The sequence below is a fragment of the Actinoplanes sp. NPDC049598 genome (genome assembly GCF_040675435.1).
GTDB lineage: Bacteria > Actinomycetota > Actinomycetes > Mycobacteriales > Micromonosporaceae > Actinoplanes.
Genome location: NZ_JBFAOX010000030.1, coordinates 64,029 through 79,562, shown reverse-complemented (window position 1 = coordinate 79,562; position 15,534 = coordinate 64,029). Strand labels below are relative to the sequence as shown.

Annotated in this window: 14 protein-coding genes and 1 riboswitch; of the genes, 4 read left to right on the top strand and 10 right to left on the bottom strand. The window is 71.8% G+C overall.

What is annotated here, in order from left to right:
- Positions 1-79: 79 nt before the first annotated feature.
- The 3 genes from AB0J66_RS42125 to AB0J66_RS42115 form a co-directional block, all read right to left on the bottom strand.
- The gene (locus AB0J66_RS42125) at positions 80-931 is read right to left on the bottom strand and encodes a menaquinone biosynthesis protein (protein ID WP_364673076.1); all 852 of its coding nucleotides are present in this window, start codon (positions 929-931) and stop codon (positions 80-82) included.
- Positions 928-2,115, bottom strand: coding sequence for an MFS transporter (locus AB0J66_RS42120; RefSeq protein ID WP_364673117.1), 1,188 nt, complete (start codon positions 2,113-2,115; stop codon positions 928-930). The genes AB0J66_RS42125 and AB0J66_RS42120 overlap by 4 nt, the downstream gene beginning before the upstream one ends.
- Before the next feature lie 147 nt (positions 2,116-2,262).
- Positions 2,263-2,835: a winged helix-turn-helix domain-containing protein gene (locus AB0J66_RS42115; RefSeq protein ID WP_364673075.1), complete on the bottom strand. Its 573-nt coding sequence runs from the start codon at positions 2,833-2,835 to the stop codon at positions 2,263-2,265.
- Positions 2,836-2,995: 160 nt separating this feature from the next.
- Here AB0J66_RS42115 and AB0J66_RS42110 point away from each other — a divergent pair, with 160 nt between their 5' ends.
- Both AB0J66_RS42110 and AB0J66_RS42105 read left to right on the top strand, forming a co-directional pair.
- Complete coding sequence (locus tag AB0J66_RS42110; protein ID WP_364673073.1) at positions 2,996-4,996, top strand: AAA family ATPase; 2,001 nt, start codon at positions 2,996-2,998, stop codon at positions 4,994-4,996.
- A gap of 124 nt (positions 4,997-5,120) precedes the next feature.
- Positions 5,121-5,870: a VOC family protein gene (locus AB0J66_RS42105; RefSeq protein ID WP_364673072.1), complete on the top strand. Its 750-nt coding sequence runs from the start codon at positions 5,121-5,123 to the stop codon at positions 5,868-5,870.
- 4 nt (positions 5,871-5,874) lie between these two features.
- Here AB0J66_RS42105 and AB0J66_RS42100 read toward each other — a convergent pair whose 3' ends face one another.
- The 6 genes from AB0J66_RS42100 to mqnE form a co-directional block, all read right to left on the bottom strand.
- Positions 5,875-6,645 carry an ABC transporter ATP-binding protein gene (locus AB0J66_RS42100; protein WP_364673070.1) on the bottom strand — a complete coding sequence of 257 codons (771 nt, stop codon included), beginning with the start codon at positions 6,643-6,645 and terminating at the stop codon, positions 5,875-5,877.
- Positions 6,642-7,697, bottom strand: coding sequence for an iron ABC transporter permease (locus tag AB0J66_RS42095; protein WP_364673068.1), 1,056 nt, complete (start codon positions 7,695-7,697; stop codon positions 6,642-6,644). The genes AB0J66_RS42100 and AB0J66_RS42095 overlap by 4 nt, the downstream gene beginning before the upstream one ends.
- Positions 7,694-8,620, bottom strand: coding sequence for an ABC transporter substrate-binding protein (locus AB0J66_RS42090; protein WP_364673067.1), 927 nt, complete (start codon positions 8,618-8,620; stop codon positions 7,694-7,696). Before AB0J66_RS42090 ends, AB0J66_RS42095 begins: the two co-directional genes overlap by 4 nt.
- Before the next feature lie 109 nt (positions 8,621-8,729).
- Positions 8,730-8,866: riboswitch (cobalamin riboswitch) on the bottom strand.
- On the bottom strand, positions 8,861-9,211 hold the full coding sequence (locus AB0J66_RS42085) for a DUF4229 domain-containing protein (RefSeq protein ID WP_364673065.1): 351 nt from the start codon (positions 9,209-9,211) through the stop codon (positions 8,861-8,863). (Overlaps the previous riboswitch by 6 nt.)
- Positions 9,212-9,222: 11 nt before the next feature.
- Positions 9,223-9,657 carry a hypothetical protein gene (locus AB0J66_RS42080; RefSeq protein WP_364673063.1) on the bottom strand — a complete coding sequence of 145 codons (435 nt, stop codon included), beginning with the start codon at positions 9,655-9,657 and terminating at the stop codon, positions 9,223-9,225.
- Between the two features lie 24 nt (positions 9,658-9,681).
- Positions 9,682-10,851: an aminofutalosine synthase MqnE gene (gene mqnE / locus AB0J66_RS42075; protein WP_364673061.1), complete on the bottom strand. Its 1,170-nt coding sequence runs from the start codon at positions 10,849-10,851 to the stop codon at positions 9,682-9,684.
- Between the two features lie 258 nt (positions 10,852-11,109).
- On the opposite strand from mqnE, the gene AB0J66_RS42070 reads away from it, so the two are divergent.
- Positions 11,110-12,981: an NlpC/P60 family protein gene (locus AB0J66_RS42070; RefSeq protein WP_364673059.1), complete on the top strand. Its 1,872-nt coding sequence runs from the start codon at positions 11,110-11,112 to the stop codon at positions 12,979-12,981.
- A 550-nt stretch (positions 12,982-13,531) separates the two neighbouring features.
- Here the strand turns inward: AB0J66_RS42070 and AB0J66_RS42065 are convergent.
- Positions 13,532-13,720 carry a hypothetical protein gene (locus AB0J66_RS42065; protein WP_364673057.1) on the bottom strand — a complete coding sequence of 63 codons (189 nt, stop codon included), beginning with the start codon at positions 13,718-13,720 and terminating at the stop codon, positions 13,532-13,534.
- A gap of 64 nt (positions 13,721-13,784) precedes the next feature.
- Here AB0J66_RS42065 and AB0J66_RS42060 point away from each other — a divergent pair, with 64 nt between their 5' ends.
- The gene (locus AB0J66_RS42060; protein WP_364673055.1) at positions 13,785-15,356 is read left to right on the top strand and encodes a hypothetical protein; all 1,572 of its coding nucleotides are present in this window, start codon (positions 13,785-13,787) and stop codon (positions 15,354-15,356) included.
- Positions 15,357-15,534 lie beyond the last annotated feature (178 nt).

Here is a 15,534-nt window from a genome sequence, read left to right as displayed (position 1 = left end):
TCACCGTTCCTAGGAATCAGCCGAGCTTTCTATGAGTCGGCTGAGAGTCCCGGGAGCGTAGAGCTTCCGCGGTTGGAGATCAAACTTCGGCGAAAACCGGGCCTTCGGCCGGAAGCGGCGGAACTTCCCCCCTAGCCGCCGCACGGCGGGCGAACTCTCGCATACCGGCGATCTGCCGCTCGCCGAGGGAGAAGTCGAGCACCCGGAAGTACGTCGCGAGCGTCTCGGCGTCGAACGGCTCCCACCGCGCGGCCGCGGTGGCCACCTCGTCGAGCTCGCCCAGACACAGGTCACGCGAGCGCTGGAACGCCTCGTGCACGTCCTTGACGACGCCCGGGTGGGCCGCGGCGAAGTCCTTGCGGACCGCCCAGACCGCGAAGACCATCGGCAGGCCGGTCCACTTCTTCCACGCCTCGCCGAGGTCGGTGACCTCCAGGCCGAGCCGCGGCCCCTCGTACATCGCGCGCAGCGCCGGGTCGCCGATCAGCACGCCGGCGTCGGCCTCGATGAGCATCTGGGTGAGCTCGGGCGGGCAGCGGAAGTACTCCGGCTCGGCGCCGTACTGCTCGGCGAGCAGCATCTGGGCCAGCAGCACGCCGGTGCGCGAGGTGGAGCCCAGGGCGACCGGACGGCCGTCGAGCTCGGCCAGCGGCCGGGTGGAGATCAGATTGACCGAGAGCACCGGGCCGTCGCTGCCGACCGCGAGGTTGGGCAGCAACACCAGCTCGTCGGCGTGGCGCAGGTACTCGACCAGGGTGATCGGGCCGATGTCGAGGTCACCGGCGACCAGGCTGGCGCTGAGCCGCTCGGGGGTGTCCTTGTGCAGGTCGACGTCGAGCAGGGCGCCGGAGCGCATGAGGCCCCAGTAGATCGGCAGGCAGTTGAGGAACTGGATGTGCCCGACCCGGGGCCGACCGGCGCTGTCGCTCATGACCCGACGCTATCTCTCACCCAGTGGGATCCGCCCGCGGCCGGGGCCGATGGTGGCTCACGTCGCACGATCGGCAGGGCGGCCAGCGCGGCCACCAACCCGGCCACGCCCGTGGCTCCGACCAGCAGCCGCAGGTCGAACTGGCCGACCAGCGGACCCGCCACCAGCAGCCCGATCATGCCGGCGCCCTGGATCGGCGCGTTCATCGCGGCGAAGGCCCGGCCCCGGGCGGCCGGCGGCGTACGGCTGGTGACGAACACCATCACGAAGACGTTGATCGCGCCGTTGAAGAAGCCGCCGACGATCCAGAGCGGGACGACCCAGAAGGCGTTGCTCGCGAAGGCCGCGCCGATCAACGGCACGCAGCTGCCACTGGCCACGATCACCATCGCCAGCGGCGTGATGCGGTGCGGCGGGAACCGGCCGAAGGTCACCGAACCGGCCAGCATGCCGACCGTCCAGGAGGCCGCGACGAAGCCGTAGAGCGTGGCCGAGGCGCCGAGCGTCTCGCGGATGAAGAAGACGTCGAAGACGTTGATCGCGGCGATCCCGAGAACGATCGCGGCCAGCACCCCGACGACCACGGCCAGCGTCCGGTCGTCCCGCAGGCGGTACGGGGCCAGCTGCGCCCTTTTCGCGCCGGCCGCGGTGGCGCGACGCCGGCGGGTGCGCATGGCCAGGGCGGCCACGACCAGCGCAAGATAGGTAGCGGCATCAATCAGCAACGGCACCCGCGAGCCGGTCTGCCCGACCAGGATGCCGGCCAGCGCGGGACCGATGAGCACGCCGATCTGGCCCGCGGTCTGGCTGATCCCGCTGGCCTTGGCCAGGTCCTCACGCCGGACCATGTCGGGCAGCAGAGCCGACAGCACCGGCTGGGTGAAGGCGAGCCCACAGGCCAGCAGCGCGACCAGCGCAATGATCAGCACCGGGCTGGCCACGAAGGCCAGCGCCGCGCACACAACCGCCTGCGCCGCAGCCGTCACGCTCAGAATGACGCGACTGTCACCCAGATCGGCCAGACGCCCGCTGAGCGGCGCCAACAGCGCGGGCGGCAGCCCCGCGGCGAGCATCAGCCCAGAGATCGCCAGCCCGCCATGCCCCGCCTCCTGCAACACCAGCGCGAGCGTGGTCGCCGCCAGAAAGTCCCCACAGACCGAAACCGCCCGAGACCCGACAACCAGATAAACATCACCCCACCGCGACCCACCCCGCTCGCCCAGTGTGCCCCCGCCCTGGCCCGGCTTGTCAGGCGCCGCGGACCGCGGGCGCCGACCATCGGAAGATGTGAAAGACATACTTCGAAAATAATCCTTCACATCTCGTGATCGCTACCCCTCCTCCGGGAAAGCGCTGTAGTTGACGTGCACCCGGCGGGCCCCCTCGGGGGCGGACGACTGACGATCGCGCCGTCGGTACGGCGCGACCAGCTCCATGACCTGGGCCGACAGCGTCCGCAACTCGTCGGCCGTGAGCAGGAGCTCGAGGCTGGTCATGTCGCCCACGTCGCGCCATTGATCCGACTCGTTCGGCTGCCGGGCCACCCACTCCCGCGTGCGTTGCAGATCGCGTTGCAGGAAGACCTCGACCAGCGCCAGCGATGCCGCCACGGTGTCCGGCGAGGACCCCTCGGTGTCGATGCGCAACCCGCTGGCGGGACTGCGCCACACCCGCTCGCGCCCGTCGCCACGGCTCGGGGCCTGCTCGACCAGCCCGTACTTGGCCAGCTCACGCAGGTGGTAGCTGGTGGCGCTGGGCGAGAGGCCGACCACGGCGGCGCACTCGGTCGCGGTGACGACGGCCCCGCTGTTGTTGAGGTGTTCCATGATCTCGATGCGGGCCGGATGCGCCAAGGCCCGCATGACCCGGGGATCCGAGATCCGCCTGCTCTGCCCGTCCGTCATGTGTCCATTATTCGGTGGAGTGGCAGGCCGGTTGCGCGTAGTGTCGAGGGCCGCTCGACGGCCGTGGTGAGCATGCACCGCAGCGGACGTCCCCCCGCGCCGGCCATCGGAAAAGGCCGGATACGCGAGCAGCCAGGAACACCCTGCCTGAGGATGAACCGTGCCCGCTTTCGACCTGGACACCGAACTAGCAGACGAACGACGCCACCTGACCGAGTCGCGGGCCGCGCTCGCCCGGATGAGGGGGCGGGCCGAGGCGCTCTTCTCGACCGGCGACAAAGTGGCCGGTGACGCGTACACCGCGGAGCAGCTCGGCCGGCACATGGCCCGCCGTGTCAAGGAGCTGGCCGACGATCCCACCACGCCGCTGTTCTTCGGGCGGCTCGACATCGACGACGCGGCCTATCACGTGGGCCGGCGGCACGTCACCGACGACGCCGGTGAGCCGATGGTGCTCGACTGGCGGGCCCCGCTCTCCCGGTCGTTCTACCGGGCCAGCGTGCGGGATCCGCAGGGCGTGGCCGTCCGCCGCCGCTTCGGTTTCGTCAAGGGCGAGCTCACCAGTTTCGAGGACGAGCATCTCGACCGCGGCGAGGAGCTCGGCACGAAGAGCCGCATCCTGACCGCCGAGATCGAGCGCCCGCGCGTCGGCCCGATGCGTGACATCGTCGCCACCATCCAGCCCGAGCAGGACGAGCTGGTCCGGGCCGAGCTGGCCGACTCGATCTGTGTGCAGGGCGCGCCCGGCACCGGCAAGACGGCCGTCGGCCTGCACCGGGCCGCCTTCCTGCTTTATCTGCACCGCGAGCGGCTTCGGCGCTCCGGGGTGCTCATCGTCGGGCCGAACACGGCTTTCCTTTCGTACATCTCGGCCGTCCTGCCCGCCCTGGGCGAAGTGGAAGTGCAGCAGGCCACAGTGGACGAGCTGGTCGGGCGGGTGCCGGTCCGGGCGGTCGACGGCCCGGCGGCGGCGCTGGTCAAGAACGACTCCCGGATGGCCGAGGTGCTGCGCAAGGCCCTGTGGGGGCGGCTCACCAAGCCGACCGACCCGATCATGGTGTCCGACGGCTCGTACCGCTGGCGGATCGACGCCGAGCCGCTGCGCCGGATCGTCGACGAGGCCCGCCGTGAGGGCCTTCCCTATGCGGTCGGGCGCGACCGCGTACGGGCCCGGGTGGTCGGTCTTCTGCAGCGGCAGTCGGAGTACCGCACCGGCAACTCGCCGACCGAGGGCTGGCTCCGCAAGATGAGCAAGATCGCCCCGGTCACCGAGTTCCTGGAGAAGGCGTGGCCCGCCGTGACCCCCGAGGCGCTGGTGGCCGAGGTGCTGACCGACCCGTTCGTGGCCGGTGACCTGCTCAGCGCCGAGGAGCAGGAGGCGATCCGCTGGGCCAGGCCGCCCCGCACGGTCAAGGCGGCCAAGTTCACCGCGGCCGACCTCGTGCTGATCGACGAGGCGGCCGGCCTGCTGGAGCGCGCCGCCAGTTTCGGGCACGTGGTGATCGACGAGGCCCAGGACCTCTCCCCCATGCAGGCGCGGGCGATCGCCCGGCGCAGCGAGCACGGCTCGATCACGGTCCTCGGCGATCTCGCGCAGGGCACCGCGCCGTGGGCCGCCCCCCAATGGCAGGAGACCCTCGGCCACCTGGGCAAGCCGGAAACGAAGGTGGTCCCGCTGACGGTCGGGTTCCGCGTCCCGGCGGTGGTGGTGGAGCTGGCCAACCGGCTGCTGCCGGCTCTGGGCGTCGACGTGCCCGAGGCCGTCTCGCTGCGGCGCGACGGCGACCTGGTCGTGGTGCCGGTGGCCGAGCCGTCCGATCTGGACGCGGAGACACTGGCCGAGGTCACGGCGGCGCTCGGGCACGAGGGCTCGGTCGCGCTGATCGCGGCCGACGCCGCGGTGGACCGGCTGCGCGGTCACCTCACGGCCGCGGGCATCGAGCACGCGACCCCGGACGACGTCGACTCCGAGGCGCGGGTCACGGTGGTGCCGGCCACGGTGGTCAAGGGCCTGGAGTACGACCACGTGGTCGTGCACGAGCCGGCCGACATCGTCGCCGCCGAGCCGAAGGGCCTGAACCGGCTGTACGTCGTCCTGACCCGGGCCGTGTCCCGCCTGTCGGTGGTGCACGCGGCGCCCCTGCCCGCGCCGCTGGAGTGAGTCGGCTGGACGGCCACCCTTGAGGGGTCGCCCACTCCGCCTATCGGCGGGAGGGACGTCGTCGGTTCAGCTAGAACATTGACACTTAAGGCAGTGTTTAGATACGCGGTGTGATGATGCGGCGATGACCGCATCGACGCCCGGGACGCCCAGCTGGGTCGATCTCGGAACCGCCGATCTCGCCGGGGCGGAGAGGTTCTACACCGAGCTGTTCGGGTGGACCGCCGAGGTTTCCGGCGAATACATCACCTTCCTGCGCAACGGGCTGCCGGTGGCCGGGGCCGGCCCGCTCTACGGCGCCGGGCAGCCCACGGCCTGGAGCACCTACATCGGCACCGACGACGCCGACGCGGTGGCGGCCCGGGTGGCCGCCACCGGCGGCAAGGTGCTGGTGCCCCCGTTCGACGTGACCGACCAGGGCCGGATGGCGGCGTTCCTCGACCCCGGCGGCGCGCCGTTCAGCGTCTGGCAGCCCTGGGCGATGCGCGGCGCCGAGCTCTTCGACGTGCCCGGGGCCCTCACCTGGAACGAGCTGAACACCCGCGACATCGACAGCGCGACGGCCTTCTACCAGGCGGTGTTCGGCTGGCAGTACCGCAACAGCGCGATGGACGGCGCCCGCTACGTGGTGGCCAAGGTGCACGAGACGCCGATCTGCGGCATCCAGCAGATGCTGCCCGAGCTGTGGCCGGACGACGTCGGTCCGCATTGGATGGTCTACTTCGCCGTGCAGGACGCCGACATAGCCACCGACCACGCGGTCGCGCTGGGCGGCCGGGTCGCCCTGCCCCCGCGCAGCATCTCGATCGGCCGGTACGCGGTGCTCAGCGACCCTCAGGGCGGCCTGTTCGCGGTGCTCGCCGGCAACCGTTAGCCGGCTAGCTTCGTACCGGCACGACCAGGGGGCCGTGGTCGCCGTCGATGACGCGGACCCGTACGCGGTAGTGCTTGGCCAGGTTCTCCTCGGTGAGCACGTCGCGCGGCGAACCCGCGGCCACGACGCGGCCGGCGGCCAGCAAGACCATCTGGTCGGCGTACTCGCCGGCCGTGGTCAGGTCGTGCATGGTGGCCAGCACGGTGAGGGCGCGCTCGGCCCGCAGGCGGTCGACCAGCTCGAGGACCTCCTGCTGGTGGCCGATGTCGAGGGCGCTGGTGGGCTCGTCGAGCAGGAGGATGCCGGCCCCCTGAGCCAGGGCGCGGGCCAGGAAGGCGCGCTGGCGTTCGCCGCCCGAGAGGGTGTCGAGGCGGCGGGTGGCGAAGCGGGTCAGGTCGAGCTCTTCCAGCACCTGTTCCACCACCTCGAGGTCGTTGGCCGACTCACGACCGAGGGGCGGGACATATGGCGTACGGCCCAGGAGCACGTAGTCGAAGACCCGCATGCCGGGCGGGACGATCGGGGACTGGGCGACCGTGGCGATGGTCTTCGCGCGCTCGCGGCGGGGCAGGTGGTCGAGAGGGCTGCCGTTGAGCTCGACGGTGCCGGTGAAGGGCAGCAGACCGCCGATCGCCCGGAGCGCCGTCGACTTGCCGGCGCCGTTCGGACCGATCACGGTGACCCACTCGCCGCGGTCGACGTCGAGGTCGACGCCCTCCACGATGGGCGTGCCGTCGAGGCTGACCCGCAGGTCCGTAACCCGGATCGCGGTCACGAGGCGGCCGCCTGGCGGCTGGTGCGCAACACGACGATGAAGAACGGGGCGCCGAAGAAGGCGGTGACGACGCCGATCGGGATCTCGGCCTGACCCCCGGCGGTACGCGCCAGCAGGTCGGCCAAGGCCAGAAAGGCGCCTCCGAAGAGCACCGACAGCGGCAGGATCGAGCGGTAGCTCGGGCCGGCGAGCAGGCGCATCGTGTGCGGCACGATGATGCCCACGAAGCCGATCAGGCCGGAGACCGAGACCGCCGCCGCCGTGCCGAGCGAGGCGGCGACAATCAGCAGGTAACGGGACCGCTGGGGATGCAGGCCGAGCGCGCTCGCCTCCTCGTCGCCGACGGTGAGCACGTCGAGCTCACGCCGCTGGGACAGGACGATCACACCGGTCACCACCGCGTACGGAAGCATGACCAGCACGTCGTGCCAGCCGGCGGTGGCGAGCCGGCCCAGCAACCAGGAGTAGACCTCGCGCAGCGTTTCCACATGCTGCTGCATCAGATAGGTCTGCCCCGCGGCCAGGAACGACGACACCGCGACGCCGGAGAGGATCAGCGTCGACGGTGTGCGGTCGCGGCCCCCGGCCGCGCCGAGCAGCCAGGTCAGGGCGACGGCCAGCAGCGCGCCGGCGAAGGCGGCCACCGGCACGCCGAAGGGCAGGTTCGCGGTCGCGTCACCGCCCGTGGTGCCGGCCCGCAGCGAGATCACCGCGGTCACACCCAGCCCGGCCCCGGCCGCGACGCCGAGCAGGTGCGGGTCGGCCAGCGGATTGCGGAAGACGCCCTGGTAGGCCGCGCCGGCCAGGGACAGCATCCCGCCCACGAGCAGACCCAGCACGACCCGGGGCAGCCGCAGCTCGGTGAGGATGGCGATCTCACGGTCGGTGAGCCCGCTGTGCAGGTGCACGCCCGGGATCAGATTGAGCAGCTCCAGGATGACACCGGCCGGTGGCAGCGGAACCGACCCGAAGGCCAGCCCCGCCACCAGCGCGACGAGAACCGCGGCGGTACCTCCGAGGAGCCAGGCGGGCCGGAGACCGGCCGGTCTCACGCCGGGACCTTGGCCACCGCATCGGCGATGGAGCGGGCGAGGTCGACGGTGCGCGGCCCCCAGCGGGAGGCGATGTCGTCGTCCAGGGCGAAGACCTGGCCGGCCTTGACCGCCGTGACACTGCTCCAGCCCGTACGCTTCGCGACCGTCGCCGCCGACTGCTGACAGCACTTGCTGTCGGCCAGGAAGATCGTGTCCGGACTGGACTTGACGATCGCCTCCTGCGAGAGCTGCGGATATCCGCCCTTGGCGCCGTCGGCGTCGGCCGGGTCGGCGATGTTCGTCAGGCCGAACAGCGAGAAGACCGACCCGATGAACGTCCTGGACGTGACGGTGTAGAAGGTCGGATCCAGCTCGTAGTAGTAACTGAGCGGCTTCGACCGCTTCGGCACGCCGGCCACGATCTTCTCGATGTCGGACGCCATCCGCTCGGTCACCGCGGTCGCCTCGGCGCCGTGCCCGGTCAGCGTGCCGAGCTGCTTGATCTGCTCATAGGTCTGGTCGAGGCTCGCGGTGGCCGGCGTCTTGAAGACCGGAATCTTCAGCTTGTCCAGCTGCGCGACGACCTTGTCGATGTCGTCGGAGAGGACGACGAGGTCGGGATTCTTGGCCGCGATCGCCTCGGCGTTGGGCTTGAAGGCGGAAAGGTTGCTCTTGGGGGCGTCGGCCGGGTACGTCGACTGGTCGTCGACCGCCGTGACCTGCGGTCCGGCGCCGATCGCGAACAGCATCTCGGTCGCGGTGGGCGAGAGCGAGACGATCTTCTCGGGACGGGCGCCGAGGGTGAGACCACTGACGGTCACCGGGTACGAGGCGCCGGCGCTGGGCGTGGTGCTCGCCGGCGGAGTGTCGTCGCCGCTGTCGCCGCACCCGCCGGCGAGCAGCAGAGCGGTCGCCAGGGCGGCGGTGAGCATGCGTTTCATGAGGTCCTCCGGTCGGCCGGGTGCGTGGCCGACGGGTCGTCGGCCGGGTGCTTCGCCGACAGGGCCCCGGGGGCGTTCCGTCCGCGAGGCGCCCCTCCCCGGGAGCGCTTGATCGCGACCGCACCCAGGCGACCTGGCTCGGCCCTTGAAGGGCCTCACAGTTGCGGGACAGCGCCGGGTTCGCACCGGCTTCGCTGAGATGCGGTCCTTCCGACGCTAACTCACGCCGGGGTTCCGACCTTACTTCTCCACACTCTTGGGCTCGGCCTCCGCCTTGACCTCGTCCTTGTCTTCCGCCTCGGCCTTCTCCTCCGCCGGGGCCGCGCGGTCGCCGGCCGCCGCCGCGTCCTCGTCGCCGGCCAGGGCGGCGCGCAGCCGCTGTTTCTCCGCCGTGCGGCGGGAGGCGACGCCGACGAGCTGCTCGTTCATCTGGTTACGCCAGGTGGCGAGCAGGAAGTACGACGCGACGGCCGAGACGACCAGCGCCACCATGGCCCGGACCAGGAAGTTGAGCGGCACCGGCAGAAGCGCCGCGAAGACGACCACGAACAGGCCGAGGCGGCCCAGCGAGTACTTGACGGCGGGGTTCATGACTTCTCTCTCTAGCCCGTGCGGTGGTCGAGCCACCGCAGGCCGTAGAACCAGATCAGGCAATAGACGACCGTGGCCCCGAAGGCCCCGAGGAGCCCGCTGACCAGGGTGGGGAACTCGAACTGGGACGACGCGAAGCCGGCCAGGGTCATCCCGGCGGCCACGCCGAAGCCGGTGGCCAGCAGCGCGACCACGACCCGGGGGGCGCCGAAGCCCTCGGCCCGGAACTCCTCGACGAACAGCCACACCGGAAGGATCACGGCGAGCCAGCCGCTCGTGTGCCCGAACTCGGAGACGTGCGTCAGCGACAGGACCGCCTCGAGCAGGAGCAGCACGACGGCGCCGGTGACCAGCCCGGCCATCGCGGTGCCGAGCAGGTCACCGATCGTGGCCAGGCGTCCGCTGGCATCGCGGCGCGGGCGGCGCGCACTCTTCGTATCCGACATGACAACAAGCAGGGTACGCGCTTGTCAGGCCCAGACCTTCTGCGGCTCGGCCCGGCGGCTCGCAAGCGTGGGCGCCTTCTCGTACTCCCGGACCACCTCGTAGCGCGTGTTGCGCTCGACCGGCTGGAAGCCGGCGTCCCAGATGAGGTTGAGCAGGTCGTCACGGTGCATCGTGTGCGGCGTGCCGTACGAGTCGGCATCGTGGGTGATCTTGTATTCCACCACCGAACCGTCCAAATCGTCCGCTCCGAAGTTGAGCGACAGCTGGGCCACCGACAGGCCGTGCATGACCCAGAAGCACTTCACGTGGGGCACGTTGTCGAACATCAGCCGCGAGACGGCGAACGTCTTGAGCGACTCGGCCGGGGCGGCCATCGTGGTCCGTGACTGGATGCGGTTACGGACCTTGCCGTCCTGCGAGTCGACGAAGTCGTGCTGGTAGCGCAGCGGGATGAAGACGGCGAAGCCACCGGTCTCGTCCTGCAGCTCGCGCAGGCGCATCACGTGGTCGACGCGGTGCCGCGGCTCCTCGATGTGGCCGTAGAGCATGGTGGCCGGCGTCTTCATGCCCTTGGCGTGGGCGAGCCGGTGGATGCGCGACCAGTCTTCCCAATGGGTGTCGTGGTCGACGATGTGCTGCCGGACCTCCCAGTCGAAGATCTCGGCGCCGCCACCGGTCAGCGACTCCAGCCCGGCGTCCATCAGCTCGTCGAGGATCTCGCTCGCCGGTAGGCCGCTGATCTTCTCGAACCACTGCACCTCGGTCGCGGTGAAGCACTTGAGCTTCACGTCGGGCAGCGCGGCTTTCAGCTCGCGCAGCACCTTGGGGTAGTAACGCCAGGGCAGGCTGGGGTGCAGGCCGTTGACGATGTGCAGCTCGGTGAGCTGCTCGTCCTGCATCTCCTTGGCCTTCGCCACGGCCTCGTCGATGCGCATGGTGTACGCATCCTTCTCGCCCGGCTTGCGCTGGAAAGAGCAGTACGCACAGCTGGCCGAGCACACGTTGGTCAGGTTGAGGTGGCGGTTGACGTTGAACATCACACGATCACCGTTGAGCTCGGTGCGCTTGTGGTGGGCGAGCCGGCCGAGCCAGGCGAGGTCATCGCTCGCGTACAGCGCCTCGCCGTCGGCCCGGGTGAGTCTCTCACCTGCGTAGACCTTGGCCTCGAGCTCGCGCTTCAAGCCGGCGTCCATGTGTGCCCCTCTCGCTTACCTCGCCGTCGAGGGTACGGCTCGCCTCCGACAGGAATCTCCGGGCGGGGTGTCGATCATGCCGCCGTAACCCGGATTCCCAGTCTTCTTTCATCTGGGATCAATCGACAGGAATGCGAGACGTGAGGTATCACATTAGGGGGGAACGACGAGCGGCGCTCCGGCGTCGCGGTGGACGGGGAGCACATGGCGACAGCACGACTCGGTTCTCGGCGATCGCGCCCGTGGTGGCGCCCCGTCGTGTATTCAGCCGTGGCCGCGATCGTCACGACCTTTCTGACCCCTCTTCTGTCACCGGCCCCCGCGCTGGCCGACCCGGCCGCGGCCCCGCAGGCTCCCCAGGCCCCCGTCGGCCTGGCCGTTCCCGACATCGGCGCGCGCCCCATGGCGCTCGGCACCCTGGCCATGCCGGGGCAGAAGGCCAGCGTCCGGCCGACCGCCACGCCGACGCCGACCAGCCCCGCGCTGCAGGCGATCGAGAAGGGCCGCACCGAGATCTCCGCCCTCGGCGACCAGCTCATCCAGGTCGGCCAGGATCGCGACCTCGCGCGTGACCAGCAGGCCGCCGCCAAGGTCAAATACACCCAGGCCGAGGAGGCGCTGCGCCAGGCCCAGACCGCCGCCTCCGACGCGGCCGCCCAGGCCATGCGCGAGGCCGCGGCCATGCCGCCCGGCATGGTCGACCCCGGGCTGAGCGGTCTCGGCGACCTCGCCCGGCTCCAGCGCGGCCAGGTCGACACCCAGCAGGCCATCGCCCGCCAGATCGAGCAGGCCCAGATCAACGCGCAGATCGCGCTCGACGAGCAGACGCTCGGCGCCGAGCGCTACGCCGAGCTGGCCGCCAAGTACAACCAGCTCAACGCCCAGCTCACGGCCAAGCAGACGGCTCAGCAGGCCCTCGAGCTCACCCACCAGGACGAGTTGAACGCGTTCGAGGCGACCGAGACGGCTCAGGACAGCCAGCTCGGCCAGTCCTACCTCGCCGGCGAGGAGGCGGGCCGCGGCGCCGACGCCCGCGCCATCCAAGCGCTCAACTTCGCGCTGGCCCAGCGCGGCGACCCGTACGTCTGGTCCGAGGAAGGCCCGGACCAGTACGACTGCTCCGGCCTCATGTATGCGGCGTACCGCTCGGTCGGCTTCGCGCTGACCCGCGTCTCCCGCGACCAGTACTGGCAGACCCGCAACAAGGTGGTCGACCGCTACTCGCTGCTCCCGGGCGACCTGCTGTTCTTCAGCTCGTCCAGCAGCTGGCGCGGCATCCACCACGTCGCGATGTACGCGGGCGACGGCATGATGGTCGAGGCCCCGCGCACCGGCCTCAACGTGCGGCTCACGCCGGTCCGGTGGAGCCGGCTGTTCCAGGCCACCCGCGTCTTCGGCTCGGTCGAGGGCATCGTCCAGGGCCCCAACCTCGGTGCGCCCGACCCCGACCCGACCGACGGCGGCACGACGCCGACCAACCCCGGGACGGGCACCCCGTCCAACCCCGGCACCGGCACGCCCTCCAACCCCGGCACGGGCACGCCCTCCAACCCGGGCACCGGCACCCCGTCCAACCCCGGCACGGGCACACCTTCCAACCCCGGGACCGGGACGCCCTCGAACCCAGGCACGGGCACGCCCTCCAACCCGGGCACCGGCACTCCCTCGAACCCCGGCACGGGCACCCCGTCCAACCCCGGCACGGGCACCCCGTCCAACCCCGGCACGGGCACGCCCTCCAACCCCGGCACGGGCACGCCCTCCAACCCGGGGACCGGCACGCCCTCCAACCCCGGCACGGGCACACCTTCCAACCCGGGCACCGGCACGCCGACGGACCCGAGCACGGGCACCCCGGCCAACCCCGACCCGGGGACGGACACGCCGAGCGACCCGCCCAAGACGACCGACCCGGAGCCCGAGCCGACCAAGACCACGGAGAAGCCGGAGCCGGAGCCGACCAAGACGACCACCGAGCCCGCCGCGCCGGAGACGACCAAGGCCACGGCGCCGTCCAGCGGCGGCTCCTCGGCCACGAAGTCGTCGGCGGCCACCACCTCGACGTCGAAGGCGACGCCCACCACGAGCAACTCGGCCAAGGCGGCCTCGGCGTCCGCTAAGGGGTCGTAAACGCTTGGCGTCCGCTTCGGTATCGGGGTCTGATCAAGAGTTGACCCGCGGGGCCGCGAAAACCGCCTTTCCGGTGGTCAGTGGCGCTCCGGGGGCATGGTCCGGCCGGTGCCAGGATGCGGTGACGCGCGCGGATATGGCACGGTTATGGTCAGCGCCCGACGTTCCCCAACCGTCGGCACGCGGCGTCGGGAGGTTCCATGGACGAGCGGCAGGCGACACCGGACAGCAGCGGCCCCAAGCCGCCCGCTGAACCGACGCCGTCCAGCAGCGACGACTGGTTCTCACCCCCGCCGCCCCCCGCGGCGGGCGCCCTCTGGGCCACACCCAGCAGCGCCCCGGTGAGCGGCGCGGCGAGCGGCCGCGCCTCAGTCTCCGGTTCCATCCCGGTCCCGCCGGCCAAGGTCACCGCCTCGGCCCCCGTGTCGGCCGCGCCCACCCCGGCCGCCTCCGCCACCGCGCGCGCTTCAGTCCCTCCTGCCCCGGCCGCGTCTACCCCGGTCGCTCCGGCGCAAACTGCCCCCGGCTCGGCCCCCTCCACTCCGGCCACCTACGGTTCGGCCACCCCAAGCTCGGCCACCCCCGGCGCGGCCACCCCCGGCGCGGGTACCTCTGGCTCGGCCACCCCCAGCTCGACCACCTCTGGCTCGACCACCCCCAGCTCGACCACCTCTGGCTCGACCACCCCCAGCTCGGCCACCTCCGGCTCGGCCACCCCCGGCGGGGGCACCTCGGGCAAGGCTCCGTCGGGAGACGCAGCGCCGGGAACGGCAGGAGCAGGAGCGTCGGGGTCGGGCGTTGCCGTGGAGCAGGACGCCTCGGAATTGGCGGCGCCGGAGAAGGACGCTGCGGGCAGCAACGCGCCGGATGAGGGCGTGCCGGCGGGGCGGAAGGACGCCGAGGCGGTGAGCCCGGCGCTCGTGCCGGAGCGGGTCGATGGGTCGAGTCGTCAGCTTCCCTCGAAGTTGAGCACCGGGGCCGCTCGCGCCACGGTGCCCGGCACGGTTGCTCCGGACGCGAGCGAGGTCGCGCGCGCCCTGCGCCTCCCGACAGGAGAGTCGAAGCTGTACGGGGCGAAGTCGGCCAAGCTGGTCACGCCGCCCGGCACCCCGGAGACGCCGATCGAGACGGCCCCGGCCGCGCCCGTCGTGACGACCAAGCCCGAAGATCCGGCGGCCGACCCCGCGCCTAAGCTGTCCGACTCCGACTCCGACTCCGACTCCGCCGGCCCCCGGCCGACCGAGCTCCGGCCGAGCGAGCCGGGATCGTCCGACCCGAGGCCGACCGAGTCGCGGCTGAGCGAGCCGGGACTGTCCGACCCCAGGCCGACCGAGCCGCGGCTGAGCGAGCCCGACCCGGCGCCCGGAGACCCCAAGCCCAGTGACCCGGCGCCCGCCGACCCCAAGCCGGCCGATCCGCCGCAGCCCGGTGACCCGACGCCGGCCGAGCCGGAGCCGGCCGAGCCCGAGCCGAGCGAGCCCACCCCGCGGCCCGGGCCGCCGGTTCCCGCGCCGCCGCAGCGGCCGGAGCCGACGCGTCCCGAGCCGGGGCACCCCGACCCGTTCCCGGCGCCGCCCGCGCCCGGTCCCGGCCCGGCGCCACAGCCCGGCCCGTTCCCGGCGCCGGGGCCGACCCCGAGCCCCGTGCCGCCGTCGCCGAGCCCGGTGCCGCCGTCACCCGTACCGCCGGGTCCTGGTCCTTCGCCGGTGCCTCCCGGTCCTGGTCCTTCGCCGGTGCCGCCTGGCCCCGGGCCGTCGCCGGTGCCTCCAGGACCGGGGCCGTTCCCGGTGCCGCCCGGGCCGGGGCCCAGCCCGGTGCCCGGGCCGCCTCAGCCGGTCGTTCCGCCGCCGCCTATGATCCCGTCCAATGGCGCCGGTCTGCCGGCGTACTCCATGCCCCCGGAAGCGAGCGCACGCAGCGTGACCACCCCCTTCGGGGTCGGCGAGCCGGCCCCGTCCGCTCGGCCTTTCGGGCCGACTTCCGGTCAGCCGACCGGTGTCCCTGCCGGGACCGTCTTCGGTTCGCCGGCCACCACCGCCTTCGGGGCGCACGGTGACGACCCCGACTCGACCATGGCCGTCCCGCAGCAGCGGCTGCACGGTGCCGTGCCCGGCACTCTTTACGGCACCGGCGGCTACGAGACGATCGACACAACGATGCCGGTCTCGATGAGTGCGGTGGAGAACTCCGGCTCTCTGACCGGCCACATCCTGGCTCAGGGCTGGCACGACGAGGTCGTCGACCGGCGGCGCGGCAACCTCAAGGTGGCCGTGGCCATGCTGATCGTGCTAGGCCTGTTGGTGGCGGTCAGTGTCGTCTTCCTGCTCACCGCGGGAAGCTCGTTCAGCGACATGATCGGCAAAATGTTCGAGTGACCGTGGTGACCGACATCCGACTTTGTTGGCGATAGGCCTCGCCTGACCCTAAGCTGGCGAGGTTGCGCCCGGGGGTGAGCCTGCCCACTACAGGCGCGGAATGCGGTCGGCGCGGAAAACGTTGAGCCGTACACTTATGACAGTTGTTGACGCGGCGTGCCCTTGCGGAGCACGCCAC